This is a genomic window from Ureibacillus massiliensis 4400831 = CIP 108448 = CCUG 49529, assembly GCF_000772965.1.
Taxonomy (GTDB): domain Bacteria; phylum Bacillota; class Bacilli; order Bacillales_A; family Planococcaceae; genus Ureibacillus; species Ureibacillus massiliensis.
The window spans coordinates 36876-63793 of sequence record NZ_JPVQ01000021.1; the positions used below are offsets into that span (position 1 = coordinate 36876).

33 protein-coding genes are annotated in these 26918 nt (G+C 32.2%); 5 read left to right on the forward strand and 28 right to left on the reverse strand.

The window, feature by feature from the left end:
- Nucleotides 1–28 precede the first annotated feature (28 nt).
- The gene (locus tag CD30_RS11810) at nucleotides 29–727 is read right to left on the reverse strand and encodes a lytic transglycosylase domain-containing protein (protein WP_036177148.1); all 699 of its coding nucleotides are present in this window, start codon (nucleotides 725–727) and stop codon (nucleotides 29–31) included.
- A 128-nt stretch (nucleotides 728–855) separates the two neighbouring features.
- On the opposite strand from CD30_RS11810, the gene mscL reads away from it, so the two are divergent.
- Both mscL and CD30_RS11820 read left to right on the forward strand, forming a co-directional pair.
- Complete coding sequence (gene mscL, locus CD30_RS11815; RefSeq protein WP_036177150.1) at nucleotides 856–1248, forward strand: large conductance mechanosensitive channel protein MscL; 393 nt, start codon at nucleotides 856–858, stop codon at nucleotides 1246–1248.
- 164 nt (nucleotides 1249–1412) lie between these two features.
- The gene (locus tag CD30_RS11820; RefSeq protein ID WP_036177152.1) at nucleotides 1413–2522 is read left to right on the forward strand and encodes a methionine biosynthesis PLP-dependent protein; all 1110 of its coding nucleotides are present in this window, start codon (nucleotides 1413–1415) and stop codon (nucleotides 2520–2522) included.
- A 44-nt stretch (nucleotides 2523–2566) separates the two neighbouring features.
- On the opposite strand, the gene CD30_RS11825 is transcribed toward CD30_RS11820, so the two are convergent.
- The 5 genes from CD30_RS11825 to CD30_RS11840 form a co-directional block, all read right to left on the reverse strand.
- Nucleotides 2567–2998, reverse strand: a complete 432-nt coding sequence (locus tag CD30_RS11825; protein ID WP_036177154.1) for a CBS domain-containing protein — start codon at nucleotides 2996–2998, stop codon at nucleotides 2567–2569.
- 105 nt (nucleotides 2999–3103) lie between these two features.
- A complete protein-coding gene (locus CD30_RS11830) occupies nucleotides 3104–3718 on the reverse strand; it encodes an SCO family protein (protein ID WP_036177156.1) in 615 nt (204 codons plus the stop codon).
- A 108-nt stretch (nucleotides 3719–3826) separates the two neighbouring features.
- Nucleotides 3827–3952, reverse strand: a complete 126-nt coding sequence (locus CD30_RS19830; RefSeq protein WP_084077853.1) for a YvrJ family protein — start codon at nucleotides 3950–3952, stop codon at nucleotides 3827–3829.
- Between the two features lie 105 nt (nucleotides 3953–4057).
- Entirely contained in the window at nucleotides 4058–4276 is a 219-nt protein-coding gene (locus tag CD30_RS11835) for a DUF2922 domain-containing protein (RefSeq protein WP_036177158.1), read from the reverse strand.
- A gap of 22 nt (nucleotides 4277–4298) precedes the next feature.
- Nucleotides 4299–4517, reverse strand: a complete 219-nt coding sequence (locus CD30_RS11840; protein ID WP_036177160.1) for a DUF1659 domain-containing protein — start codon at nucleotides 4515–4517, stop codon at nucleotides 4299–4301.
- Nucleotides 4518–4639: 122 nt separating this feature from the next.
- Between CD30_RS11840 and CD30_RS11845 the strand changes: the two genes are divergently transcribed.
- A complete protein-coding gene (locus CD30_RS11845; protein WP_036177162.1) occupies nucleotides 4640–5071 on the forward strand; it encodes a DUF2621 domain-containing protein in 432 nt (143 codons plus the stop codon).
- 43 nt (nucleotides 5072–5114) lie between these two features.
- Here CD30_RS11845 and CD30_RS11850 read toward each other — a convergent pair whose 3' ends face one another.
- From CD30_RS11850 to CD30_RS11910, 13 genes are all read right to left on the reverse strand, one after another.
- Nucleotides 5115–5606, reverse strand: a complete 492-nt coding sequence (locus CD30_RS11850) for a CcdC family protein (protein WP_036177164.1) — start codon at nucleotides 5604–5606, stop codon at nucleotides 5115–5117.
- A gap of 184 nt (nucleotides 5607–5790) precedes the next feature.
- A complete protein-coding gene (locus tag CD30_RS19545; RefSeq protein WP_052126177.1) occupies nucleotides 5791–6837 on the reverse strand; it encodes an S-layer homology domain-containing protein in 1047 nt (348 codons plus the stop codon).
- A 185-nt stretch (nucleotides 6838–7022) separates the two neighbouring features.
- Nucleotides 7023–7388 carry a response regulator gene (locus CD30_RS11860; RefSeq protein WP_036177166.1) on the reverse strand — a complete coding sequence of 122 codons (366 nt, stop codon included), beginning with the start codon at nucleotides 7386–7388 and terminating at the stop codon, nucleotides 7023–7025.
- A 69-nt stretch (nucleotides 7389–7457) separates the two neighbouring features.
- Complete coding sequence (locus CD30_RS11865; protein ID WP_036177168.1) at nucleotides 7458–8168, reverse strand: cytochrome c biogenesis CcdA family protein; 711 nt, start codon at nucleotides 8166–8168, stop codon at nucleotides 7458–7460.
- A 206-nt stretch (nucleotides 8169–8374) separates the two neighbouring features.
- Nucleotides 8375–9007 carry a GIY-YIG nuclease family protein gene (locus tag CD30_RS11870; protein WP_036177170.1) on the reverse strand — a complete coding sequence of 211 codons (633 nt, stop codon included), beginning with the start codon at nucleotides 9005–9007 and terminating at the stop codon, nucleotides 8375–8377.
- A 106-nt stretch (nucleotides 9008–9113) separates the two neighbouring features.
- The gene (rarD, locus tag CD30_RS11875) at nucleotides 9114–10040 is read right to left on the reverse strand and encodes an EamA family transporter RarD (protein ID WP_036177172.1); all 927 of its coding nucleotides are present in this window, start codon (nucleotides 10038–10040) and stop codon (nucleotides 9114–9116) included.
- 208 nt (nucleotides 10041–10248) lie between these two features.
- Nucleotides 10249–11490, reverse strand: coding sequence for an ABC transporter permease (locus tag CD30_RS11880; protein WP_036177174.1), 1242 nt, complete (start codon nucleotides 11488–11490; stop codon nucleotides 10249–10251).
- Complete coding sequence (locus CD30_RS11885) at nucleotides 11483–12382, reverse strand: ABC transporter ATP-binding protein (protein WP_036177176.1); 900 nt, start codon at nucleotides 12380–12382, stop codon at nucleotides 11483–11485. The genes CD30_RS11880 and CD30_RS11885 overlap by 8 nt, the downstream gene beginning before the upstream one ends.
- Nucleotides 12383–12395: 13 nt before the next feature.
- Nucleotides 12396–12941, reverse strand: coding sequence for a DUF2812 domain-containing protein (locus CD30_RS11890; RefSeq protein WP_036177178.1), 546 nt, complete (start codon nucleotides 12939–12941; stop codon nucleotides 12396–12398).
- A complete protein-coding gene (locus CD30_RS11895; RefSeq protein WP_036177180.1) occupies nucleotides 12931–13254 on the reverse strand; it encodes a PadR family transcriptional regulator in 324 nt (107 codons plus the stop codon). The genes CD30_RS11890 and CD30_RS11895 overlap by 11 nt, the downstream gene beginning before the upstream one ends.
- Nucleotides 13255–13397: 143 nt before the next feature.
- Nucleotides 13398–14228: an N-acetylmuramoyl-L-alanine amidase gene (locus CD30_RS11900; RefSeq protein WP_036177182.1), complete on the reverse strand. Its 831-nt coding sequence runs from the start codon at nucleotides 14226–14228 to the stop codon at nucleotides 13398–13400.
- Between the two features lie 365 nt (nucleotides 14229–14593).
- Entirely contained in the window at nucleotides 14594–14782 is a 189-nt protein-coding gene (locus CD30_RS11905; protein ID WP_036177184.1) for a DUF6954 family protein, read from the reverse strand.
- A gap of 72 nt (nucleotides 14783–14854) precedes the next feature.
- Entirely contained in the window at nucleotides 14855–15253 is a 399-nt protein-coding gene (locus CD30_RS11910) for a PaaI family thioesterase (protein WP_036177186.1), read from the reverse strand.
- Between the two features lie 394 nt (nucleotides 15254–15647).
- Between CD30_RS11910 and CD30_RS11915 the strand changes: the two genes are divergently transcribed.
- Complete coding sequence (locus CD30_RS11915) at nucleotides 15648–15965, forward strand: CotD family spore coat protein (RefSeq protein ID WP_235802053.1); 318 nt, start codon at nucleotides 15648–15650, stop codon at nucleotides 15963–15965.
- 73 nt (nucleotides 15966–16038) lie between these two features.
- Here the strand turns inward: CD30_RS11915 and CD30_RS11920 are convergent, their stop codons facing one another.
- From CD30_RS11920 to CD30_RS20130, 5 genes are all read right to left on the reverse strand, one after another.
- Entirely contained in the window at nucleotides 16039–17211 is a 1173-nt protein-coding gene (locus CD30_RS11920) for a toxic anion resistance protein (protein WP_036177188.1), read from the reverse strand.
- A 179-nt stretch (nucleotides 17212–17390) separates the two neighbouring features.
- Nucleotides 17391–18173 carry an SDR family NAD(P)-dependent oxidoreductase gene (locus CD30_RS11925; RefSeq protein WP_036177190.1) on the reverse strand — a complete coding sequence of 261 codons (783 nt, stop codon included), beginning with the start codon at nucleotides 18171–18173 and terminating at the stop codon, nucleotides 17391–17393.
- 227 nt (nucleotides 18174–18400) lie between these two features.
- The gene (locus CD30_RS19835; RefSeq protein ID WP_084077849.1) at nucleotides 18401–18568 is read right to left on the reverse strand and encodes a YjcZ family sporulation protein; all 168 of its coding nucleotides are present in this window, start codon (nucleotides 18566–18568) and stop codon (nucleotides 18401–18403) included.
- 168 nt (nucleotides 18569–18736) lie between these two features.
- The gene (locus tag CD30_RS11930; protein WP_036177192.1) at nucleotides 18737–19507 is read right to left on the reverse strand and encodes an NRDE family protein; all 771 of its coding nucleotides are present in this window, start codon (nucleotides 19505–19507) and stop codon (nucleotides 18737–18739) included.
- A gap of 22 nt (nucleotides 19508–19529) precedes the next feature.
- Nucleotides 19530–19670, reverse strand: coding sequence for a hypothetical protein (locus tag CD30_RS20130; protein ID WP_156962306.1), 141 nt, complete (start codon nucleotides 19668–19670; stop codon nucleotides 19530–19532).
- A 242-nt stretch (nucleotides 19671–19912) separates the two neighbouring features.
- Here CD30_RS20130 and CD30_RS11935 point away from each other — a divergent pair, with 242 nt between their 5' ends.
- Nucleotides 19913–20230 carry a YbjQ family protein gene (locus tag CD30_RS11935; protein WP_036177194.1) on the forward strand — a complete coding sequence of 106 codons (318 nt, stop codon included), beginning with the start codon at nucleotides 19913–19915 and terminating at the stop codon, nucleotides 20228–20230.
- Between the two features lie 97 nt (nucleotides 20231–20327).
- On the opposite strand, the gene CD30_RS11940 is transcribed toward CD30_RS11935, so the two are convergent.
- The 4 genes from CD30_RS11940 to CD30_RS11955 form a co-directional block, all read right to left on the reverse strand.
- Nucleotides 20328–20945, reverse strand: a complete 618-nt coding sequence (locus tag CD30_RS11940) for a DUF4878 domain-containing protein (protein ID WP_036177196.1) — start codon at nucleotides 20943–20945, stop codon at nucleotides 20328–20330.
- 118 nt (nucleotides 20946–21063) lie between these two features.
- Nucleotides 21064–23667, reverse strand: coding sequence for a calcium-translocating P-type ATPase, PMCA-type (locus tag CD30_RS11945; protein ID WP_036177198.1), 2604 nt, complete (start codon nucleotides 23665–23667; stop codon nucleotides 21064–21066).
- Nucleotides 23668–23997: 330 nt separating this feature from the next.
- Entirely contained in the window at nucleotides 23998–24633 is a 636-nt protein-coding gene (gene ytaF / locus CD30_RS11950) for a sporulation membrane protein YtaF (RefSeq protein WP_036177200.1), read from the reverse strand.
- A 212-nt stretch (nucleotides 24634–24845) separates the two neighbouring features.
- Complete coding sequence (locus CD30_RS11955; protein WP_170933657.1) at nucleotides 24846–26864, reverse strand: TRAP transporter permease; 2019 nt, start codon at nucleotides 26862–26864, stop codon at nucleotides 24846–24848.
- Nucleotides 26865–26918 lie beyond the last annotated feature (54 nt).

The window sequence follows — 26918 nt, forward strand, 5'->3', positions numbered from 1 at the left end:
CTTTTTCTATGTATACAATAGCTTTTTATTAAAATGTAGTGTTTAGTACAATTTTCTCTAATTCACTACTTACACTTTCATACTGTTCATAATAAGAGATCACCATATCTACATAAACATCACTATGATTATAATTGAATACAGCCTTTCTTAGTTTACCATCAGATGCTCCAGCTTTTGAAAGGTAGTTTGCCGCACTGTAAATAGCATCTTCAATATCAAACGGATCAGCCTTCCCATCTCCGTCTCCATCTACCCCATACCCACCGAATTTTTTAATTATAGCAGGATTTGTCTTATCCTCCTCTGGAATCTGCCCTTGCCCTAACCCATCGCATGTTGGATGCTTCCACCCTACAAATGTGCATGGCATAAATTGCATATGCCCCTCTGCACCGACTGGAGAAATTAATGTACTCGTAGTAGAAAAACGTGTTTCTACTCTGTGATGGGCGGCTAACAATGTCCAAGGAACATCGTATAATTCACCTGCAGCTATGTATATTGGGATATATTCCTCTGGTATTTCGACATCAAATTCTTTTTGTATATCTTCTTCATTTAAAGCCGTACTTACTTCTTTGAAAATGGTTAAATCTTTTAGCTGTTGCCAAACTATAAAAGAGGAATAATACACTGTAATAGAGATTGGTATAAGTAAGATAATTAAAAATAATTTAAATCCTGGACTTAATAATGGTTTCTTTTGTTTCTTTTTCTTCGCCATATGAGCCACCTTTAAATGATTTCAATTGATATATTTTTCAATTTTTGAGATAGTTTTAAAATTAATAGGAATAATAACAATACAATTCTATACTAAAATACTAGAAAACACCAAGGAGTGAAATATTTATGTGGAAAGAATTTAAAGAGTTTGCTATGAAAGGGAATATTATAGATCTTGCTATTGCAGTTGTAATTGGTGGTGCCTTTGGTAAAATCGTGACATCATTAGTAAATAACATTATCATGCCATTTGTCGGGATTATTACAGGAGGAATTGACTTAACTAAAAGTTTTGTTTGGGCTGTTGGTGATGCAAAAGTTGAACTAGGTGTATTTTTGCAATCTATTATTGATTTTCTAATTATTGCATTTGCTATCTTCTTTGCCCTTCGACTACTTACGAAATTTAATCGAAAAAAGAAAGAGGAAGAAACTGTAGCAGAACCTGTTGTTGAAGTTGATAATAAAGAAGAACTATTAAAAGAAATACGTGATCTTTTGAAAAGCCACAAAGAGTAAGAGTATGAATTGTACCTGTGTATATGTTATTTAATTTTAAAATATTTGTTTGAAAACTTAATTAATTTCTTCGAACTCGGTTGTTTTCGCAAATTGTACATGATAAATTGAATTAATAATCAATATTTTTGTATCTAATGGAATAAGGAAAGAGTGAATCTAACATGACAAAAAAGGCAATCGAAACAAAATTAGTACAACTAGGCAATTTAAGTGATCCTAAAACAGGTGCAGTTAATCCTCCAATTTACATGTCTACTGCGTATAAACATGCAGGCATTGGACAGTCAACGGGCTATGACTATACACGTACGAAAAATCCCACTCGCGAAATATTAGAAAAAGGAATTGCTGAATTGGAGTTAGGAGATGCAGGATTTGCATGTAGCTCTGGTATGGCGGCTGTTCAATTAGTATTGTCTTTATTTAAACCAGGTGATGAAATTATCGTTCCTGATGATATTTACGGTGGTACCTATCGACTATTAAAGACTTTTAGTGAAACTTACAACATAAAGCCAATTTATTTTTCATCAGAAAAAGACGTAGAAGGTTTAATAACTGAACATACAAAAGCAATTTTCTTAGAAACGCCTACAAACCCATTAATGCTAGAGTTTGATTTAGATTTCTTCGCTGAAATTGCTAATAAACATAATATTTTATTTATTGTTGATAACACATTCTACACACCATACTTCCAAAGACCAATAGAACATGGTGCCGATATTGTTCTACATAGTGCAACAAAATATATTGCTGGTCACAATGATGTTCTTGCTGGGTTAGTTGTTGCAAAAGGACAAGAATTATGTGAAAAACTTGCTTTTGCCCATAATGGTATGGGACTAGTACTTTCTCCAATGGATAGCTGGTTAGTCATTCGTGGTTTAAAAACAATGCATCTACGGTTAAAACAACATGATGCAAACGCAAAAAAAGTGGCAGCTTACTTAGAAAGTGAAGCTCTTGTCACGGATGTATTATATACAGGTAAAGGCGGTATGCTTTCCTTTAGAGTAAAGTACCCTGAAATGGTTAATCCATTTTTACAAAATATGCAATTAATTACTTTTGCTGAAAGCCTTGGCGGTGTAGAAAGCTTCATCACCTACCCTGCTACTCAAACCCACGCTGACATCCCTTATGAAGAACGTGTTGCCCGTGGAGTAGATGATCGTCTATTACGATTCTCTGTAGGTGTTGAAGAAGCAGACGACATTATCGCGGATTTAAAACAAGTGTTTGATCAATTAAGAAAAGAATTTAACTAAAAATTATGAAAGAGCCCAGAAAGATTTATATCTGGGCTCTTTTTTTAGTGATTATAATGATCTTGTTCTGAAATTTCGCTTAACGCTTCTCCAGCTTCATTTACGAAAATGTTTTCTTTTGCTAAGTCTCCGATAGCAATAATTCCCACAATATCACCGTTTTGTACTACTGGTATACGGCGGATTTGATGCTTTGCCATCATTTGAGCACATTCATGTATGTCTGTATCAGGTGAACAAGTAACTACATCAGTAGTCATACAATCGTGACAGTGAACTTTATTACTATCTTTTCCTTCTGCAACACAATTAATAACAATATCACGATCTGTAATCATACCTACTACTTTATTCCCTTCACAAACTGGCACAGAACCGCAATTAATATCCCGCATGATTTGTGCTGCTGTTGTTAAAGAATCGTGAGGAGAGCAGATTCGAATTTTCTTCGTCATAATTTCTGATACAGTTTTCATTTTAAAACCTCCAAAAATAATTATTCAACCTTATTCTTCCTCAAAATTTGAAATTTATAAATAAAAAATACTAACAAGAATAATTCCTGTTAGTATTTTTGTATTTTATTTACCTAATCTTTCTTCAATCAACGTTTTCATGTCAATTGCGATTGTGTCATATGGAACTCCTGCATCGCTTTCTGTGTAACCAGAATAGTTCTTTACGACATTCCCTTGTTCGTCTACAAGATGAAACGTACTCATATGTGCTACCTGGTCACTATTATCTGGTTTTTTTACAAATGTTTTAAATGAATTTAACGCAAATTGCTCAATAAACGCTTGATCGTAGCCAGTAAGTAAATGCCATTTTGATTCATCCGGTACAGTATAATGACTCAAATATTCAGATAATATTTCCGGTGTATCAACTGTTGGATCTACTGAAAAGGCTACAATTTTATAATCTTCTACGCCACGTTCGACTAGTTCTTCTTGTATCACTGTCATATTATAAGTCATTGGCTGACAAATCGTTGTACAATTTGTAAAGATAAACATTGCTAACCAAGGCTCGCCCTTTAAATCCTCTAATGTAACTGTATTTCCTCGATGATCAGTAACTTGAAAGTCTTCTATCGGATAGTTTACATCTGCCTTAAATTTATAATTACTACATGCTGCTAATACAGTACTAATGACAAGTATAGTAATTATACAAAATAATTTCTTTTTCATATTGTGTCAACTCCCTATTTCTTACTTTCATCTTATCGAAAATCCAACTTAAAGTACATTTTTTTGTGGTGACACAATCATTACAAAATTGTGAAATCGATTTCAAATTTAATCTTTCATTGCTGTTAAGGCAGTGTGAATGGCATCGAGTTTTGTTTCGATTCTGTATAGCAAGTAAAAGGAAACGATTATTGGGAATCCAATTTCTTGTATCAGCATAATCCACTCCTCCATCATGTCACCCCTCCTAGATATTCTTATTTAATGAAAAAGCCGACAAAATCATTAAATGACATTGTCGGCAATTCCGTTAATATGAGTTGTATTTTTCAACTCATATTATGAAAGAGCAATTTCAGAAATATTTCTTTCAATAACACGTGCTTGATTTATTCCAATTAATGAAAATCCTTCATAATGAAATACGTCTTGATCAATAATTGTTTGCATAACATTGGATACTTCTGCAGGCGTTAAATCATCTTTAGGTTCACTAATTGAAATCGTCATCGTTTTACCGTTTTCGGTATTAAATTTCATTTCTAAAGTTAAAGCCATTTGTTATCCCTCCTTTTAAAGATTAAAATTCAATTACCTCTGTTTCAGATTTTTTTGCTTGATTTAATGGATACTTTGATAGACTTGCAATTGCTTGTGATACTGTAGCTAGTTTTTCAACTTCTACATCGTCACGTACATTTCTAATTGTTTTTGAAGTTAAAACAGGCATACCCAATTCATCAAGGCCAGTTTCAAATAATAATTTCAAACTTGCTTCCTCAAAGTTATATGCAGCCATTCTTTTCACCTCCCTCTCACTCTTTTATATATATCGAAATCGTGAAAATAGAGACATTGATAGTGAAAAATTTTAACTTTCCTTTTATAATTAGAGATAGTGTAGTAAAAGAGGTGAACAAATTGTTAGATGGCTGGTTCATGTGGTTTATATTATTTTGGGTTGTAATATTAGTTTCCTTTATGGGAATTGGTGGATTTTTCATGTTTCGAAAGTTTTTAAAAGCTTTGCCAAAGCAAGATGGAAAATCAGATTTAGATTGGCAAAATTATTATTTGGATAAAACAATTCATTTATGGGATGAAGAGTCAAAGAACTTATTGAATGAACTCGTTAGTCCAGTACCTGAATTATTCCGTCAAGTTGCAAAAGAAAAAATTGCAGGTAAAATTGGTGAAATTGCTCTAGAAGAACATGCGAAAAATATAACAAACGATTTAATCATTCGGGGATATATTCAAGCAACTCCAAAAAGGGATCATAAGTTTTTAAGAAAAAAATTAGATGATATGAAAATAGATGTATCCCCATATGAGGATTTATTTGAACAATAGATTCTTTATAATAAAACCTCCCTAAATGACTAGGGAGGTTTTATTATTGAACGATGTGCGCCTTTTCAATCTTCTTAAATTTTACAAGCATTGCAATTCTCCATGGTAAGAGCATAGAAAATGCTAGTATCCAAAACATACCCGCTAATTCTCCTACATCAAATGCATCTGATAATATTACCTTTAATATACTTCGTCCTACAAAAAGACCAATGAATATAAAGAAAAATGCTTTTGAACGTTTCATATAAATTTCATTTTCACGAATTTCAAATTTTGATGTTGCAATGAGTATAGTTGAAAAGATGACACCAACTACTACAGCCTCTAATATTTGTATAGGCGTTACACGGAATTCTTCAAAAATAAACATTAAAGCACCCGTAGACATTGCAATGGGAGGAATTAAAATTTTCTTCGCATTAACAGGCTTTTTCTGAGATCGCATTCGTGCAAACATGACAAAAGTACCCATAAATATTGCCATTAATGTCGAGCCTATAACTAAATAATGAGAAGGTATATAAGCAAACATCCAATTCCTCCTCTATATCTTTACATCTGTATAATAGTATCTGTTTTATATAATACCACATACAATCGTTAACGACATAAAAAAATCCGCATGAAATTTGTTATATCTTTTTCTGTATGCTCAATTAAATTAAAGGCAAATACAACTATTCGCTGTATTTGCCCTTTTCTACTTGTTTTATAATTTATTCAGTGTATGAAATAATAATGTTTGGTTCTTCCTCTGATTCATAATAGATTTCTCCACCAAGGTAAACATCAACTATTTCTAATTGATCAGTTACATTTTCAGTTAAAATTAGATCGCCGTAGATTGTAAGATTCTGTATTTTAATATAGTCTGCATTGACATATACTTCACCATAAACCTCTAAATCTCCCCCATTGAATACTAAAGGATTGTCTATTGTACCACCATTGTTTAACACTAATACAGATATTCCCTTAATATTGCTACCAGCAACATTTACTATCATATTTGAATTAGCTAGGGCTTGTGAATTTTCAGCAGAAAAAATATTTGATAAGCTTTCATCAAATGTATATTCCCCAGTTGTTGTAATTACTTTATCATTTTTAATCTCAATCACTTCTAAGTGCGGATACGTTGCTTCGATTGCTTTTACAAGAAATACTGCCATTTGTCCGCGTGTCACATATGCAGATCCATCAAACGTTGTTGCAGTACGTCCTGCTGTTACATTATTTTCGTAAAGAGCTGCAACAGTGTCTTTGTAGCCTGGATACACATCTGTAAATGGTAAATCATTGACATTTGATGCACTTAAATCAAAAGCAGAAGCCAAAATTAATGCCATATGGTAGCGAGTGATTGGTTTGCCCACTCCGTATGTACCATCTTCAAATCCGTTTACATAACCAGCATTTTGAATGGCAGCAATAGCACCGTAATAAGGATGACTAGTTGATACATCTGTAAATTTTGGATTTACAACATTTTCAGTATCTAATTCAAGTAAACCCGCTAGGATTACAGCCAATTGACCTCTTGTAATACTTTTATTTGGTTTATATGTATTATCTGGAAATCCAGTGACATAGTCGTTCGCTGCTAAATTCAACACAGCATTATAATAATAATCTCCTTCTTTTACATCCGTAAACAACTCGCTAGCATTTGTTGTAGTCGGCGCTACTATTACTAAAGAAAATGCCAGAACTGTTGTTGTTATTACTGCATAAATTAATCTAGTAATTTTATTTTTATTCATTGAAAATCTCCTATCATATGACTTTAAAACAATCATATATAGAATACTGTTAATAGACAATTGCTTAAAATAATGAATATTTAGTATGTTACTGGTATTATTGGTTATGGATTCATAATTCGACTAATTTCATTATAGACTTAAAAATCCCACCTTATATACAAGGTGGGATTAAAAGGGAAAGATTAGTAACTATTTAGAAGCTTATCAACAACCATTTTTAGTTGATTAGCATCGAAAGGTTTTGTAATGAAATCTTTTGCACCATTTTCAATTGCTTCAACGATAATACGTTGTTGACCTAGAGCTGTAATCATAATAATTTTAGCATCAGGATAACGTGGGATTATCTCTTTTACTGCATCTAATCCAGACATTATAGGCATAGTTACATCCATTGTTACCAAATCCGGTTGAAATTTTGAGTAGAGTTCCACTGCTTCTTTTCCATTAGAGGCAAGCCCCACAACATCGAATCCCCACTCTTCAAACATATTTCCCACTGTTGTTCTCATAAATAATGCATCATCAACTACTAAAACTGTTGGCATGTAACTCATTCCCTCTCGCTAAAAAAACATAAATGTAATTAAATTATGTTAATATTGTTGTTTATAACACTAGAAGCCTGTAAATCCACCAAAGATAGGCGTCAAAATTCGAATTAAATAATCTAATCCATCGAAAAATAATAGTATACCAATAGCAATCATTATATATCCGCCGACTTTAACAATAATTTGGCTATTTTTACGTATCCAACCTAATCGAGAAATAAAGAATGATAGTACAAAGAATGGAATTGCAAATCCAAAGTAGTAAGCTAACATATACCACATTCCAGATTCAGGGTGTGTACTTGCTAATAAGATGATCGAAGCTAAAATAGGACCAGTACAAGGAGTCCAACCTGCAGCAAAGGCTAAACCAATCAAAGCAGAACCAATATAACCTGATGGTCGATTTTTAAATTCAAATTTTCGATCCTTCATTAAAAAGTCAATTTGTAGTAAACCTACTATCATTAATCCAAAAACAACGATTAAGATGGCACCGATTTGTCTTATCAAATTTTCATAATTAGTAAATATTTCTTTAAAGATTGAAGCGCTAAAGCCGATTGCGATAAATATTAATGAAAAACCGATTAAAAAGAATACAGTATGTAAAATAGCACGTTTTTGTAACATGCCCTTTTCATCTTTAAGTTCTGTATAACTCATACCTGTGATATAGGATAAAAATGCAGGATATAAAGGTAGTGTACATGGCGAAATAAAACTTAAAAAGCCAGCACCTAAAGCTAAAAAGACATTAATATCTGTTTCCATGTTGATTCTCTCCTTACTATTAATGTCTCCATCGTATCAAATTTTTTAAATAAAAGCGGTTAATAATATTTGAAAATTATTGACTAAATTATGAAATCAATTCGAAAGCCACTACTAACCAATTTAAAACAATTATTAGTGTACCATAAATTGATAATTATTGTCATCTTTGTTACAAGATTATTAAAATTCTGAATATTCGATGTTTAATTACTAACAATCGAGCTCGTTAATTCACTTGTAAATCGAATATTCCAAATAGGTTCAAAACGGTTTATTAAATAATTTTTAACCTTTTTCATATCACTTTTTGATGTTAAAGGACACATTTGAATAAATATTTTAGAATGAGTAATTACTTTTGTTATATTCGCATTGACATGACAATGTGTGGCAGTTCCATCTTTAAAACAACTTTTTGGTGATATATTTCCAATATGTTGATTGAAACGAATTTTAAATGATTTCGCACATACTCCTGTAAATACGAGTTCATTATTTACTAGTATTGTGTATACCCCGGCTTTATTTAATATTGTTTCATTTCCTTTAACATTAAAACGAGAATAGGTTAAGTCACCATAGTTATTTAAAAATTGTAAATAAAAAGGATTACCATTACTCTTCATGGAATAGATAGCCTGTCCTGCAGGCATATCTAGCAGATCGGCATATTGCTTTTCACATTGAGTTTTTAATGATTCATACCTAGTTTGTTGTATTAATTCACCTAATGTTTTTTTATCAAATCTTGAGAAAACATTTTGTAACCCTGTTTCTAACAAATGTATTTCAGCTTTATAAAATTCGAACTGTTCTCCCCCAATTGCTAATAACATACTATCCCCCACATTCCCCTTACTATATTAGATAGTTTTATTTATTACTTTTAAATCATAACATTATTTTCCATTAATGTAAAAAAGCAAGCCGATATCGACTTACTTAATTTACATTAATAGGTTCATGATGTTTTGCGTGGTGGCGTTTTCTATAATCAGTAATTGTAGAAGCAATAAACAATAGAATAGCAAGCCAAATGAAACTAAAAGAAATAAAGTCAATTATAGTAAACGTTTCATTGTATAATACGATTCCCAAAATTAACACTACGGTAGGTGTTATATATTGTGTAAATCCAATCAGATATTGAGGAATTTTTTGAGCGCCTTTAGCAAAAAGAACTAGCGGAATTGCAGTAACAATTCCCCCTAATATCAATACTAAATCCGTCGTAAAATTTACTTGTAAAAAAGAAGTTTCTTGAGTATTCCATAAATAAATATAATAGCCAAATGCAAATGGCGTGATAAATAATGTTTCAATTGCTAGACCACGAGTTGCATCTAATTTAATCCTTTTTTTCAATGCACTATAAGTTGCAAAAGAAAGAGCTATTAAAATGGCAATCCATGGAACTTGACCGTAACTTACAGTCATTACTAGTACTCCTGTAAAAGCAATGATTACTGCAGCTATTTGAGCTTTTGATAATTTCTCTTTAAAGAAAATGACCCCAAATAACACTGTAAGTATTGGATTTATGTAATAGCCTAAGCTAGTATCAACAACATGATCATGATTAACAGCCCATATATACATGTACCAGTTAATTGTTATGACAATAGATGCTAGCATTAAAGAGAAAAATAGCTTTTTATCTTTCCAAATTGCTTTTAAATCAGCTACAAGATTTTTCCGTTGTTTTATAATAATAATAAATAATAACGTAAAAACGAATGACCATATCATTCTATTAATCAAAATTTCCAAGCTATCAACATGCTCTAGCATCTTCCAATATAATGGGAAAAATCCCCATAATCCATATGCGCTTAACGCATATACTAAGCCCTTCTGTTCTTCTGTCAAAATTTGCACCTTCTTATGTGAATACGTAAATATATTCCAATTATAGTGTTAGAATTTGTGTAAGTAAATGTATTTTTTATTTATCGGCTTAACCCCTTTTGTATCAGTTTACATTCAAAAGTAAGATGTATATTGTATTTTCGCGTACATTTTTGTACAAAAGAAAAATCGCTATCAATTATTTGAAAGTAATTGATAGCGATTCGTTTTAAGTAGTTACCTTTAATACAGTTTTAATTTTTTGAATAACTCCACCGCTGCTATATGTTAATACACTTCTCTTATAGAAGGATAAACTTAATACGTATAAAATCACAACTGATAAAATGAGTACCGCTAGTGAAAGTATCGGTTCAATTGGTGATAAATCTGTTGCTCCAATTCTCATTGGCATCACCATGCCAGAAGTGAGTGGAATGTATGAGAAAACTTTTATTAATATTGTATCTGGATTTGCTACTCCTGATATCATGACATAAAAGCCAACCAATAAAACCATAATTGCCGGTGTCATAACCTGAGAAGCTTCTTCTACTTTTGAAACAAGGGATCCAAATAATGCCCCAAGAATTAAGAATAATATAACGGTAAAGAAAATAAATGCAACTACATAAATGATATAGGAAAACGAAAGCTCACTAGCGATATTTCCAATTCCTAAATCGCTTGCAGGTGTTATATTAGATTTAAGGCCTATCAATGCAATTAATGCTCCGACGATAATGGCAAATTGTGTGAGAGCGATTAAAAATACACCTAGTAGCTTTGATTGAAAATGTGTGCTCGGTTTAACGCTTACTAACAACATCTCAAGTGCACGTGATCCTTTTTCAGATGCAACATCTGTCGTAATCATTGATAAATATGTTGTAATGAAGAAGTAAATAACAATTCCAACGACGTAAGATACCCACATTCCTGATTGTTTTTCGCCTTCACTTTTCCCATTTACGTCTTCGTTTAAATTTGTTGTTGTAATAATTGGCTGACTATTTAGTATCCGTTCAGCGTCTTGGCTTGATAAGTTTAGTGATTGAATGCCAAATATTTTTGCTGCATATTCTACATGTGAATTAATAGTTGACTGGTCATTTAATTGCAATGGATTGTATGTCACTATGTCTGCCTTCAAATTGTTATCTGCTTCTGAAAGTACTACTACTGCATCTAATTGATCTTGTTCTAACCCATTATGAAGCTCTTCTATTGGTTGTTCAGAAATTGTATATTGAATATCTTCACTGGATATAAAAATAGAACTCATATCTATTTCTGTTTCATTAACTAATGTTACTTCAATAGGTTCTTCCTTCAAGAAAAAGCTCGAAATTTCACTCCAGTATAATACGATTGCCATAATTACAATATACATCAACGTTAGTGATATAAAAGATTTAGAACCTAACTTCTGTTTATATAGTTGCTTTACGAGTATCTTTAGTTTATTCAATGTTTCCACCTACCTTATCCTTAAAAATTTCATCTAAAGATAAATAATCTAGGCTAAACTTTTCAATATAGTTTCCATTTGAAACAATATCAAAGATAGGTTTTGCAAAGGATTCATCTTCTAAGCTTATAACATATTCATCGCGTTCTTTTTTAATTTCCTTTATACCTGAAAGCTTTGATAAATAATGTTGGTCTATATTTGTACGGATCGTTAATTTGGTTTTCCCATATTGTTTTTTCAAATCAATTAAACTTCCTGAAAACAGTGAAACACCTCTTTTTAATAAACATAAATGATCACATAATTCCTCTACATTATCCATTTGATGACTTGAAAATAGTATAGTCATTCCTTGATTTTTAAGTAGTAAAATTGCGTCCTTTAATAAATCTCGATTAACTGGGTCAAGACCACTAAAAGGTTCATCTAAGATTAAAAATTTCGGTTTATGAATAAAGCTTGCAATGAGCTGAACCTTTTGTTGATTACCTTTCGATAAGGTTTCCGCTTTGTCATGTCGTTTATCCTCTAAATCAAAACGTGAAATCCAAAAATCAATTTCCTTTTCAATCTCATCTTTTTTCATTCCTCTTAACTCACCAAATAAATAAAGCTGTTCTTGTACCTTCATACGAGGAAATATTCCCCGTTCTTCTGGTAGGTAACCTAAATAATCTCGGTTGATTTTATTAATTGGCTTACCTGCCCACGTGATTTCACCAGAAGTAGGTTCCTGTAAATCTAAAATCATTCGAAATGTTGTTGTTTTACCTGCTCCATTTTGACCGATTAGACCAAATATTTCACCTTCTCCAATACTAAAATTCAAGTCATTGACAGCTGTGAAATCTTTATATTTTTTTATTACATGTTCAAGCTTTAGTGTCATTTGAAACTCCTTTCTAGTCGTTAAAAATTTCTAACTGTTCTTTTAGTTTTCTTCGTTTTTTAAAAACACGAAAAAGTGGTATTCCGATGATTAAAGCTGCAAATAAATTGAAAAACCCTACTATTCTAATTGAATTATAAGCTCCATCAAAAATATCAGTGATGTTTAAAGTACCCATAGCCAGGTTTAATAAAAATAAAAATAAAAACAAATAATAGATGCGATTCATATAGTTTAATTTCGATGAAGTATCTGTATACAATTCAAAATCCCCTTCTGAGGATTTTTTGCGGAAATACGCCCAACTAAAAGATTTTGAGACTAATTCCACACCTGATGCTTCTAAAAATGCTATATATTCCTTACTGTCATCTTTTTGATTTAAACCATTCAATAATTCATTTCGATAAATATATTGACCGGGTATCCCCTTTTCAAATTTAAAATAACCAAATCCAAATTTTTTTAAATGCCAGCCAGCTTTACACATTTTATTTATCCATCGTTCTTCTTTTTCAAAATCAATATAGAAACGAATTTTTAATATTTCATCCTTCATTTTTCGCACCTCCTGTTATACGGATACCATTCTCAAAAAGTTCCTTTAATCGAGAAATTTCATATTCAATAATTTTTTTTCCTTCATTTGTGATAATGTATTCTTTTTTACGGCCATCATCCTCAATAGGTCTAATCCATCCTTTTTCTAATAGCGATTTGATAGCACCATAAATTGTTCCGGCTCCTAGATTTACTCGATTATTCGTTAATTGCTGTGTTAACTGAATAATCCCATAGCCATGACGAGGTTCATATAAAGAAAGCAATATATAATAAACTCCTTCTGTTAAAGGTGGATGTTGTTGTGACATATAATTTCTCCTTTTTTACATCGTCAACTGATATATCGACTGCCGATATACTAAATATATCAGCTGCCGATATATAAGTCAATATTACATAAAAAAACACCACCCCATTAATGAAAAAATGGGATGGTAATTGCATAATGTGGTTATTCAGTTTTATTGGCAGCAATTAAAGTACCTATACCTAAAAAATCACTCGTTGTTAAAGTACCATTATTTAATTTTTCAAGCCAAATAGGCTGTATTGCTTGATCTTTAATTCCTTTTTCAAGCATTTGTTTAATTTTTTGTTTATTCGTAAGTATCTCTTCTAAACGAGTGATTAAAGTAGGTCCTGTAAAATTCTGTAATGATAAGGTGCCTTTTAAAGTACTATTTAATTCATTTGAATTTGTCTCTTCTTGATTTCGCTGAGCTGATTTACTGTCTATTGGAATATGACCTGGTTTTACATATTGAATTAATTCGTTTGTTATTGCTATACAAATTTCTTCAAAGTAATTTTGATACAATGATACATCTACTGTAGAATTTACAAAGCAAATCTCTATTAAGATGGCGGGTTTGTTCATGTTATTTAAAAACCCCAAGTTTGTACGTTTTTTTCCACCACGATTTCGTAAACCACTCGCATTTGAGATTGCCTTACTTATTTGAGAAGCAAAAGCTTTCATTTTATCACTAACATAAAGCACTTCTGTTCCAATATTTGTATCATGTCTACCACTAGTGGAGTTGAAATGTACGCTTACATCTAATTTACGCGTTGTATTATTATGTTGCGCAATCAGGTACTCTAAATTTTCCTCTTGAGTTTTAGATATATTATCTTCAATATGTGTTACTCCGATATCAACATTTTGTAATAAACGAACGATACGATTCACGATTTTTCTTGCTTCAGTCACTTCATCAATAATATCTTTAGCACCTGATCCTGGAGAATAATGACCAGGACTAATTGTAATTAAACTCATCATTTTCACCTCCAATCAATAAAAACAAACTATTTAGTGAAATCACCTATCATTTTGTCGTGTCATTTCTATAGTACGTACGAAAACTTAAAATACACGGGCGAACATAACATTCTGTATATTTCTACTATGCATATTAATAGACACTTGTTCTTAATTCATTTACCTAATGATATATGATTCCATTATATAAATAGTTTTAAAACCACTTTATAAAGACAGCAGATTCCAATTTTATTTGATATAAGTACTTTTTCTTCGTATTAATATGAAAAATAAAAAGAGCTGATGTTATGGTGCTGCACCCCAAACGTTAGAATTTTAAATCTAACATTTGATATGCAGCACCAAATTCAGCTCTTTTTTTAATGTCTAATTGATTTTTTAATCATACAAATTAACAATATTGTTAGGATTACATAAATGAGTAGTACAATTAGAAAAGCGATAAATCGTTCTTGATTTGAACCATCTGCAAACATGACTGGCCCTAATCCAAAAAACGTAACACCTAAAAATAGAACGAAAAAAACAACATATATGAACCACCTCATTGTGCAAATCCTCCTTCAATGTAGTTTATCGGATTTACAAGAAAGTGATACAAATTAATTGTTAAAATTTGTTTAATCTCTAATTATTTTAAATGTACCAATGCCTTTAGCTAGAATTTGCCCATCCTTTGTAAAGACTTCTCCTTCAACTGTAGCAATTCGGTGACCTAATTGAATAATCTTTCCCGTTGCATAAATCGTTCCAGAATTTGATGGTGCTAAATAATTAATATTTAAATTGATGGTAGCACAACGGGTTTTTGTTTTGGCTCTTAAACACATGGATAATACTTGATCAATCATTGCCGCATGTACTCCACCATGAAGCGTTTCATTTACATTTAAAAGATGATCTTGAATAGTTAGTTTTAGTAATACATCGTCTTCTTCAAATTTTTCAATTTCAAACCCGATAAATTGGAAATATGGCATTTTCTCAAAGCTTTGTTTTATTTCGCTTATTGTTATCATGTTTATAGTTCCTCTCCGTTCATTACACTTACTCCTCAAGTGAATTTAAATTATGCCGAAATCATCATTAGATTACAGCTCCTATTTCAACTTTAACATAGCGAAGTTTGTCATCTTTTGTTATTTATACTTATTTTACGATTAAAGAGATTTTTCAGCTTTATGAAATCACTGGAATAATGGGTCAAAAACCAAGGGATAGGCATAAATCTTAAAAACTAAAACATCTTTGCCCTTTACTGACTAAAATTGGGTATTCAACTATCATTCTTTTTAATCATTTTGTATTTTCTCATAAAAATTACCTTCAAAATAGGTATCTATCTAGTTTAGGCTATCGAAATATGAATAGATTAATTATGTAAACAATTCTATTACGAAGGAGGTCGTGAAAATGTTTAATAGACGAAAATGTGGTCCATCAAGAAGACCAATCCATTGTCCTGCAAACGTATTACCAACACAAGTTGCACCAGCAAGGGTTTCACCAACTCAGGAAGTGGTAAGAACTAATGTTATTAATACTGTTGTACCACATATCCATCCAGTTCATACAACAACTGTTAACCGTCATGTAACGCATAACCAACATTACTTCCCACAAACTCAATCTGTGGAAAATGTATTCTCAGAAAATACGATGAACTGCGGTACACCTGAAAATCCGAACCCAGATTGCTTCCCAATCCGTAGAAATAGATTCGGCTTTTAATAACTAATTAATGTTAACGATCTTAAAAATCAATGGGCGACTCCATATTAAGAGTCGCCCAAATCTTTTGTTTTTACATACTTTTTAACTTTTCGTATTCAAGTTGAAGCTTTTCGATTCGTTTTCTACCCTCTTCACGATTACGAATCGTTTCAGCCTGAATTTGTTTTGTTTCTTCAATTCCAGACATTATCGTTTGCCAAGTTGTTTCAATCGTTTCGATTTTAATGCTAGGTTGACCTGCAGCACGTGCAATGTTCACACTATTTTGTCTTATATTCTCAGCATTTTTAATAAGCATTTCATTCGTTCGATTATCTAATTCAACCATAGAATCAGAAACTAACTTTTGTCGTTTTAATGTAACTGCATGAATGATCCCTTGTTTAAAAATTGGAATTGTTGTAACGAAGGCTGAATTAATTTTTGCGATTAAATGATTATTTCCTTGTTGCATCAAACGAATTTGAGGAGCTGATTGGAATGAAACCTGCTGTGCCATTTCAAGATCAAATCTACGTTGTTCGAGCAATTCAATTGCCCTCCGAAGTGACTCTAACTCCATAATCGCTTCCTGATCACCTTCATTTGCACGTGCTTCTAATGTCGTTAGATTTGGTCGTAATTTTTCAACTTTCACCTCGATTGCGGCAATATGTTCACTTAAAGATTGGAAATATTCTAAGTTTTGATCGTACATTTGTTCAAGCTCTACAGTATTTTGCTTCATTTCTATTTCGTATTTTTGAATCTCGTTGTAGATTGCATCAATTTCTTTATTCATTGTATCGTATTTCGATAAAATCTTTTGTAGTTGTTCTTTTCCTTTACTAAACATTTTTGAGAAAAATCCTTTTTTCTCATCTTTGAAATCCTTTGGATCGAAACGGTCCATAATCTTGTTTAAATTGTTGATGAGAGCACTTGATTTTTCCAGTTTGCTTGTTCGTATCGTTGAAAGCATTCTATCTGAAAATTTAGAGATCTCTGTAGCTGTATCCTTCCCAAACTCTAAGATGGCGATTTGATTGTTTACATCTATTTTTTCAGCTAATGTTTGGACCTGTGGCTCTTCTTTTAGAGCTATTTGTCGTTTCTTAATTTGAGACAACTCTTCTTGTGATACAAGCTGCTTAGCCTGAATATCTATTGGTGGTTCGTTTACCATTTCTAAAGCATTTGTAGAAGTATTTTCTGTTTTCTTTGTGTCCAAATCTTCAAATAACGAATTTTTTATCTCAGACATTATCGAATCCTCCGTTCATAGGCAGTAAATAATAAAAATATTTCTTCCTGGATAACTTTTCTATATGAACATTCTATACGAAAAGGTATTTAACAAAACATACGATTTTAGGAAAGAAAAGTTTCATCTAATAAGTTCTATTATGAAAAAAATCCTGCCAAAAAAGCAAGATTTATAAGTTATAGTGCTCCACCAGATCCACCATCAATATTTACTGAGGTACCCGTTACGTATGATGCAGCGTCAGAAACTAAGAATGTAATCACATTAGCAGCCTCTTCTGTTTCACCAATACGTCCTAGTGGGATAGATTTACCAACTTCTTTTGAATATTCTTCCCAAGTAATATTAGGCATAGTTTCTTTCCACTTGTTTTCAATTTGACGACTTCTGATTAATCCGATACAAACAGCGTTTACACGGATATTATATTTCCCAAGATCCTTACTCATAGCTTTTGTTAGTGCTAGTCCAGCAGAGCGGCTTACTGTTGTTGGTAAACTAGATGCTGGAGGAGTTTTAGCTAGAATAGCTGATAAGTTTAAAATAGCCCCTCCATTTTGTTCTTTTAAATATGGAAGTGCATATTTTGAACAATTGATTGCACCAAACAATTTTAAGTCTAAATCTGATCTCCACAGATTTGTATCAACTTCCTCAAAGGGATTTGCTGATGATGTACCAGCATTATTTACAAGTATATTTAACTTTCCAAAGTGCTTAACTGTTGCTTCTATTAATGATTTACAGTCCTCTTCTTTTGATACATCTGCTGAAAAAGTAAATACCTCTACACCTGTTTGTTCTTTAATAAATGCCTTTGCTTCATTTAATGATGCTTCATTTCGAGCTGCAATTGTTACCTTAGCACCCTCTTTAGTTAATTGAAGAGCAGTATATAAGCCAATTCCTTTACTCGCCCCAGTTACAATTGCTACTTTTTCTTTTAAACCTAAATCCATTTTCCCATCCTCCTAATATTACCTTTAATAACTATTATTATATATAATGTTAATTGATTTGTGGGAATTTTATGATTATTTAATGTTTCTTGTATTATGATAGATTACTATAGTTAGGATTTTGATTTAGAAAGATTAAATTCTTCAGAACTGTTGTACATGAAAAAGGACCCTAAAGATTAAATCTTTAGAGTCCTTTTGGAAAATTTGACTATATCTTATTAAAATTAGAATGAAAGTCTATTACCATAGTGAGCGCCAACAATAATTAATAAAATGAATAATACGACGATTAACACAAAAGCAGATCCGTTAGATCCACCAGAATCACCGCTCCAGCATTCTCCACCATAGCCGCCAACGTCACTTCCGCCGCAAAAGTTACTGTATCCCATTTTCCTACCTCCTTCAATTCGATTTAATATAATCTATGTGAGATTGGTAATTTTGTAATGGATAAACAAGCAATATATTAGCTTTTATATTGTTTAAATCCATTACTAATATAGTAAATGCGATACATAATTATTGTTGCGTGACATTTGTTTAGAATTACATACTTTTTATTTTTCAAGCTGAAATTCATATTTTGTATCAAATTCAAATAGTCCATTTTTAAAGGTTCTTTCCACAAAGGAAATATGATTATCATAAGATATTAAAAGTACCGTTGAAGATCGTGTACCGTAATGGGGCATTTGTATAAACATCGGTGATAACTCACGTTCTAAAGTGATCCCCACACCAGTGTCAGGTAATTCCTCTATTGATGCTTTTGTTCGATTAGAAACAATCTTGAATAATTCATCAATATTTAAATCATCCTCTTGATGTAGTTCTACATAATTTTTTAACAATGCTTTTCCCTTTTTTACTTTTGGCCAAGGAGTGTTTAATGAACAATTACTCAAACTATGTGTACCTGCTTGAATTTTACTTGTTTCATTTAAAATATTATTATAATGATAAATCTCGCCACCATCGCTGATAATTACATTGTACCCACCAAATAATTCTCTCGTTTCTTTTAATTCTTCGATATAATCAGAAGGTGCGATATTCCTTGTTAAAAAGGTTTTCACAATATCCCCTCTAGACTTAGGGGCTACAGGTAAATTTGGATCACGATAGTTTGTTAAAGCTGCAAATCTTCCTTGCTTTGTTATACCAAGCCATGTCCCCATTTGTTTTAAATCACGACCTGCTAATAAATTAGGTTCATTTTCCCAAAAGTGAGCTGCTTCAGTAGGCCTATCATATTCTTCATCACGGTTTGCTACAACAATTAATTTATACTTTGGATGATCGTTATAATGAAAGTTAATTAGACACATAAGTTCTCCTTTTTATTGTAATTTATTTCTTCTCTTCTATTTTATTTATTAATTCTCTTAAGATTTCATTATTTTCTCTAAGGGCTGAAACCACACTTATCATAAACCAAAGAACGATTAATACAGGAACAATATAAAACAACATGGTAATTAATATAACCAATTCAAATCCCCCCACTAAGTTAGGTATCTCCTATTACTATTTTATACCAATTTTATTAACTATACGTCTATGCTTTTAAGATTATTATAGGTAATTATCTTTTCAAACTATTTTTTCTTATAAATTTATATTTTTGTATTCTTCTGTCCAATCGTAAAATATTTTTAATTAATTGGAATTTTTGAGAACTTATTTTGACGATAATCGTATAGTAAGTATCATAAAATTTTGGAGGTAATAAAATGTTAGTGACAACTACTAGTCAAATTGATGGGAAGCGAATTGAAACTTATCACGGTATCGTGACTGGTGAAGCAATTATGGGGGCCAATGTTGTACGAGATCTTTTTGCATCCGTAACAGATATTATTGGTGGACGTAGCTCTGCTTATGAAAACAAACTATCTGAAGGGAGACGCCTCGCATTACAGGAAATGGAGGATGCAGCAAGTCGACTTGGTGCAAATGCTATTATAGGTGTTGATTTAGATTTTGAAACTCTTCGCGATGGAATGATGATGTGTGTCGCTACCGGAACAGCTGTTACATATCGTGACTAAAGATAACTATAAATAAACGAAAAAGGTGAAGAAAAACAATTAGTTTTTCCTCACCTTTTTTATAGCTCATAAAATCATTATTGTTTTATTTATTAAATTAAAAGCCTTCAAACATTTCTTCTACTTCTTCAGAATTTCCGAGAACCGCTTCCATTAAATTAGCATCTGAAAGGATTTTGAAGTTACCCTCTTTATCCTTTTCAACATTTAACTTAACTTCACGAGTCACTGTTTCAACATCCTCAGCAGTAAGAGTATTCGTTAGGATTTCAACTGATTTAGCTTCCATTTGTTTGTTATACTCTTCTTCTGAACCTTCATTCATTGCTAATTCGAAGGCAGCATTAAAGATTTCTTCCATTGCAGTACCCATAGCGGCAGCAAAGTCAATTGAAGTAATTTCAACATTGACTTCGGCTTTATTATCATCGATCATGTTTTCTTCTGGTGATTTGAAGTCATATTTATTGCTAATCCCTTTTAAAAGAGCTTTAACTGTTTCATCTGACTCCTCTTCATAAATGCTATTAAAGTCAAATTCATCAGAAACATTTTCAGAATGAACATAAGTACCAGCTTTTTCAAAATCGCCAGCTTTTATAGCAGTTAAAAATTCAGATACAACATCTTCTGGTTTTGTAGCTCCTTGTCCTCCACAAGCTGTTAAAACTAAAGCTGTCAGACCAAGTGTGAATAGACTAATAAATTTTTTCATCATTATCCTCCAATAATATAAAAAGTACTTATCCAGTGTAACATAAATAATACTTAAATTTAATAACAATAATTTCTTATTTAGTTATCTACTGAATGGAGGTTTACTTAAGTTGAATTTATTCGTTATCATCTTTTGAAAAGAAAATTCTATCCAATTGAATGATGATTAAAGGTACAATAGCTAAACCATAAACCATTAGTAATTGTATACGTGTTAATACAGCTACTTCAAATAAACCTAAGATTAACACTGTGTTTAATAAAGTAAAACCAATAAGGAAAGCAATCCAGACTGTTAAATTTGAGAACAGTCCTATTTTAAAAATAGATTCATCGGAACGACAGTTAAACCCATGGAATAATCTTGCCAAGCATAATGTAGCAAAGGCCATAGTGCTAGCAACGATTGGATCTCCAGTTGCTAAACCAATTTGGAAAGCGATAATAGTTACTGCTGCAATGATTAACCCTTCAAATCCAACCTGTGATACAAACCTTTTATTTAACAACGGTTCATGAATATTTCTTGGTTTTTCATCCATTAGTTTTTTATTGTGCGGTTCTAAACCAATCGCAATCGCAGGCAAACTATCTGTTAGTAGGTTGATGAATAATAAATGCACAGGTGCAAATGGAGCTGGTAATGCAAAAAGTGTTGCATATAAAACAACTAATATCGCTCCTGTATTTCCTGACAGTAAAAACTTAATGGCATTTTTAATATTTGCATAAAGACTTCGACCATTCGAAATGGCTTTAACTATTGTTGAGAAGTTGTCATCTGTTAAAATCATTGAAGAGGCTTCCTTAGCAACTTCTGTTCCTGTAATTCCCATAGCAACTCCAATATCTGCTTGTTTTAATGCCGGACCGTCATTGACGCCATCCCCTGTCATAGCGACAACAATACCTTTTTGCTGCCATGCTTTTACAATACGAATTTTATGCTCTGGAGAAACTCGTGCAAAAACAGAGATGTTTTGGATTTTATCTCTTAATTCTTTATCTGTTAAAAGATCAATTTCTTTTCCTTCAATGGCTTCAGAAGGATCCTTCAAAATCCCAATTTGTTTTGCAATCGCTGCAGCTGTTATTTTATGATCCCCTGTAATCATCACGGGTTTAATTCCTGCTTTAATACAATCTTCTACTGCCTGCTTCGATTCTTCGCGAGGTGGATCCATCATCGCTGCTAAACCGACAAAGGTATAGTCATTCTCATCGTCTTCGTTTACTTTAGTTGAATTTACTTCTTTATACACAAATGCTAGAACTCGTAAGCCTTCATTTGAAAAATTTTCATTTATTTGTTTTATCGCTTCTAATTGCTGATTAGTAATGTTTTTAACACCTTGGGAAGTTTCAATTTTCACAATACGGGAAAGAAGAACATCCACAGCACCTTTTGTAATCATGATATATTTATTACCTATTCTATTCACCGTACTCATTAGTTTACGAGTTGAATCGAAGGGTATTTCTCCGAGTCGCCTATATTGTTTTCGTAAATGGTGTTCATTCAAGTTGTATTGATTCCCAAAGCGGACAAGCGCTACTTCAGTTGGGTCGCCTATTTCCTTATCCATTGATGTAACAGAATCATTACAGAGTAATGCCATGTGCACAAATCTATTTTGAAGTTCATCTCTCATTTGCAGTTGATCTTGCGCAATTACTTTTTCATTTAAATATATCTTTTGAACAGTCATTTTATTTTTAGTTAGTGTCCCTGTTTTATCTGAACAGATTACAGAGATACTGCCAAGACTTTCCACTGCATGTAGTTTTCGAATAATTGCATTTTCCTTCGCCATCTTCTGTGTACCAAATGCCAGAACAATTGTAACAATGGAACTTAATGCTTCAGGTATTGCTGCAACTGCAAGAGATACTGCAAACATAAATGAATCGACCATTTCGCGACCACGTAAAATATCTAAACCAAAAATAATGATACAAATGATAATAATCCCGATTGCCAAACGTTTTCCGAAATGTTCAAGACTAACTTGAAGTGGCGTTTTCTTCTCCTTCGCATTTTCTAATAGATTAGCAATTTTACCAATTTCAGTGTTCATACCAATAGAAGTTACAATCGCTTTTCCACGACCATTTGTTACAAAGCAGCCAGAAAAGACCATATTTTTCTTATCGCCAAGTGCTACATCTTCTTCATTAATAACATTTGCCATCTTTTCAATTGGTAATGATTCACCTGTTAATGAACTTTCGTTGATTTGCAAACTATAGCTTTCTATTATTCTTCCATCTGCACAAACATAGTCACCAGCATCTAAAATAACGATATCGCCAACAACTACTTCCTTAGAAGGAATTTCAACAACTTGTCCATCTCTAAGAACTCTAGCTATAGGAGCGGCCATATCTTTTAAACTATCTAACGATTTTTCTGCTTTGATTTGTTGTACGGTACCAAGTACGGCATTTAATATAACGACTACTAAAATTACTATTGAGCTTTGTACTTCACCTAAAAACACTGAGATAATTGCGGCGATCATTAAAATAATGACTAGAAAGTCCGTAAATTGTTCAAGGAAAATTTGCACTGCACTCTTTCTTTTTCCTTCTTTTAACTCATTATATCCGAACTGTTTTCTTCTTGTTTGAACTTCAAATTCTGTTAATCCTTGCTGTGTTACTTCAAGTTCATTCAATACTTTTTGTATAGGTTCTCGATAATATTCTGTCGCATTCATTAAAATAATCCCCCATATTCTAGTAATTCGTTTTCTTTGATCATTGGCAAATTACACAAAATAATTATTACGTTCCTACCTTGCTTTTAATTAATAGTTCTTACTAAACTATTATTCATTACGAACAACTTTTCATTTAATAAATACATGATAGTGAAAACACTATAAATTATATGTATGAGATATTGAAATATGAGAGAAAATTAATAACTATGATTTATCATTATTACTTTTATTGATATTTACAATAAACTATTAGCAAGTATAATCAAAAAGCGTTAATCCATTTTTTGAATCAACGCTTACGTAAGTGTATAAACCATTCGATTTTCAAATTTTAAATAAACCAATTAAAATTAAAGCGAGTCCGGGTAAAAAGGTAAGCTTTTTAACCCAGTTCATATTTCTAAAAATTAACCCAATATTGATACCAGCGATGACGAAGATAACACTCGATACAGTGACAACAATTGAAAATAATATAGGTGGTAAATCTATCAAAGCTGCCCCAATCCCAGCTCCAAATGAGTCCAATGATAATGCTAAGCCTAGAAATAAGGCTTCTAAACTTCCAATACTGCCAGAGCGATCAAAATCTGCTTCTGTAGGTTTTTTTAATATTTTAATAATGAGTCCCAATCGTTTGATCTCTAAATCGATAATTTTAATAGTTCCTTTTCCTTTTTCAGAAGTATCCTGTGAAGTCATGAACTGGTAAATTACCCAAATACCAATGGCAATTAGTATTATTCCGCCCACTGTTTCTGCTGCTTCATAAGAAATAAATAATTCGATGATCGAACCAATTCCCATTGCGGCTAATAAAACCAAGAATGTACAGCTAAAGATGATTACAAAGGATTTAAAGGGTATGGTAACCTTGCGCATTCCATAGGTTAACCCTACAGTGAAACTATCTAGACTTACAGCAATCCCTAATAACAGTAATGAAAGTAAGTCACTCATTTTTTTACTCCTCTCAGAACATACTACCTCCTATCCTATGAAGCTATTATGTAAAGTGATCATTTACAACTCCCGTAGTTTTATTTAGCTTTTTCAATCGCATTAAAAAAGGAAGGAGCTGAACACCCCTTCCTACTAACCAATAAAATATTATAAATATATAATTAATAAAACTCATTCGAAATAATGAAATTTTGTAATACATTAATGTTTTAGGCTATACTTTTTTGTACTTTTCTATTTTGTACAAAGTTTAAAACAAAGATAATTAATACAATTACCGTTCCAATAATATCTGTAATTGGCTCTGGTATTAACATCATGAGTGCTCCAGCAGCAAGTATAATGCGAAGTACCGTATTTATTTGAGTTGCGAAATACCCTTCAATTGCAGCTCCTATACCTATTACCCCTACAATTGAAGTAATTGCAACAACAAGAATATCTAAAATTGATGCAAATGGGAAGTCCACTGCATTCATTGGAAGCCCTGTTGGATCTATTAATAATAAAGCAGGTTCATAAACAAATAGATAAGGTACGATGAAGCCTGCTAAAGCTAATCGAACTGAGGCAAAACCTGTTCTCATTGGATCTCCACCAGAAAGTCCCGCTGCTGCAAAAGATGCAAGTGCAACAGGAGGTGTAATGTTAGCAAAGATTCCGAAATAGAATACAAACATATGTGCTACTAAAATTGGTACACCGAATTCCGCAAGAGTTGGCGCGACCATTGTTGCTGTAATAATATAAGCTGGTATTGATGGTAATCCCATACCTAAAATAATCGAAGCAATCATCGTTAAGAATAACGTTAAGAATAAAGATCCAGCACCTAAGTGAGTAATAGCGCTAGTTAATGTAGACCCAAAGCTTGTTAAGTTAACCACACCAATGATAATACCTACAACACCACAGGCAACAATTGTGGATAAGGATTGTCTTGCACCATCTTCAAGTGCTGACAAAATATCCTTGAAATTCATTCTAGTATTCTTTTTAAATGCGGCAACAATAATTGTTAATACAATAGTATAAATTGCAGAGAACGCAACAGGTACACCGGAACCTAAGAAGAAAATTAAACCTATTAAAGGAATTAATAAATGTCCGCCTTCTTTAAATACCTCTTTAACTCTAGGAAGATCTGGTTTAGGAATTCCTTTTAAATTTGAACGTCCTGCGCGGAAGTGTACTTGCATAATAACACCTAAGAAAAATAGAATTGCTGGAAGCACAGCTCCAAGTGCAATTGTGCCATAGGAAATACCTGTTGTTTCAGCCATAATGAAGGCACTCGCCCCCATTACTGGAGGTAATATTTGCCCACCAATAGACGCACTAGATTCTACTGCACCAGCAAAGTTTTTATCGTATCCAATTTTTTTCATCAAAGGAATAGTAAAAGCACCAGTACCAACCACATTCGCTACTGCTGAACCATTAATACTTCCCATGAAGGCACTAGAAATAACAGCAACTTTTGCTGGTCCACCTTGCTGATGTCCTGCAAGTGCTAATGCCAAATCATTAAAGAATTTCCCCATTCCCGATTTAGCCAAAAATGCGCCGAACAAAATAAATAAGAAAATGTACTGTACAGAAGCTCCAATAGCAGTTGAGAATAATCCTTCTGTTTTTAAATATAATTGCCCGAAAATATCACCTAAATCGAATTGACGAGTCATAAGCATATTTGGTAGCCATGAAGCGTGACTGAAGAAAGGATAAATTAAGAAGACAAGTGCAAGAATAGGCAAGATCCAACCTGTAACTCGTCTTGCACATTCGAAAACTAATGCAACTGTTACAATTGCAACAATAATATCTACAGTATTTGGAATTCCGCCTCTTTCTGTCATGAGCGCTTGATATTCCATAAACAAATAACCGCAGGATAAAATACATAGTCCAAATAAAATCCAATCATAAAAAGGAATTTTAGAGCGATCTTGCTTTTTATACGTTGGATATAGTAAAAACACGATTGCTAAAGCTATTAAAAGGTGCACTGCCCTTTGTAATAAAGTTGGAATTGGATTATATGTTGTATATACATGGAATAAAGAGAAAATAATACCTAATGTTGCGATTAATAATACGATTATCTTGTTATTTACTTTTCTTACGTTTGAATCTGTATCGTATTTTTCAAGTACTTTTTGTACGTTTTCTTCTGAAATTTCTTCCACAAGGGCTTTTTTCGTTTCCGATTCATTTATAACCTTCATAACATCCCTCCTCGTATATTAGTAGTAAGAGCTCTCTCCGATAGAATTTCCAGT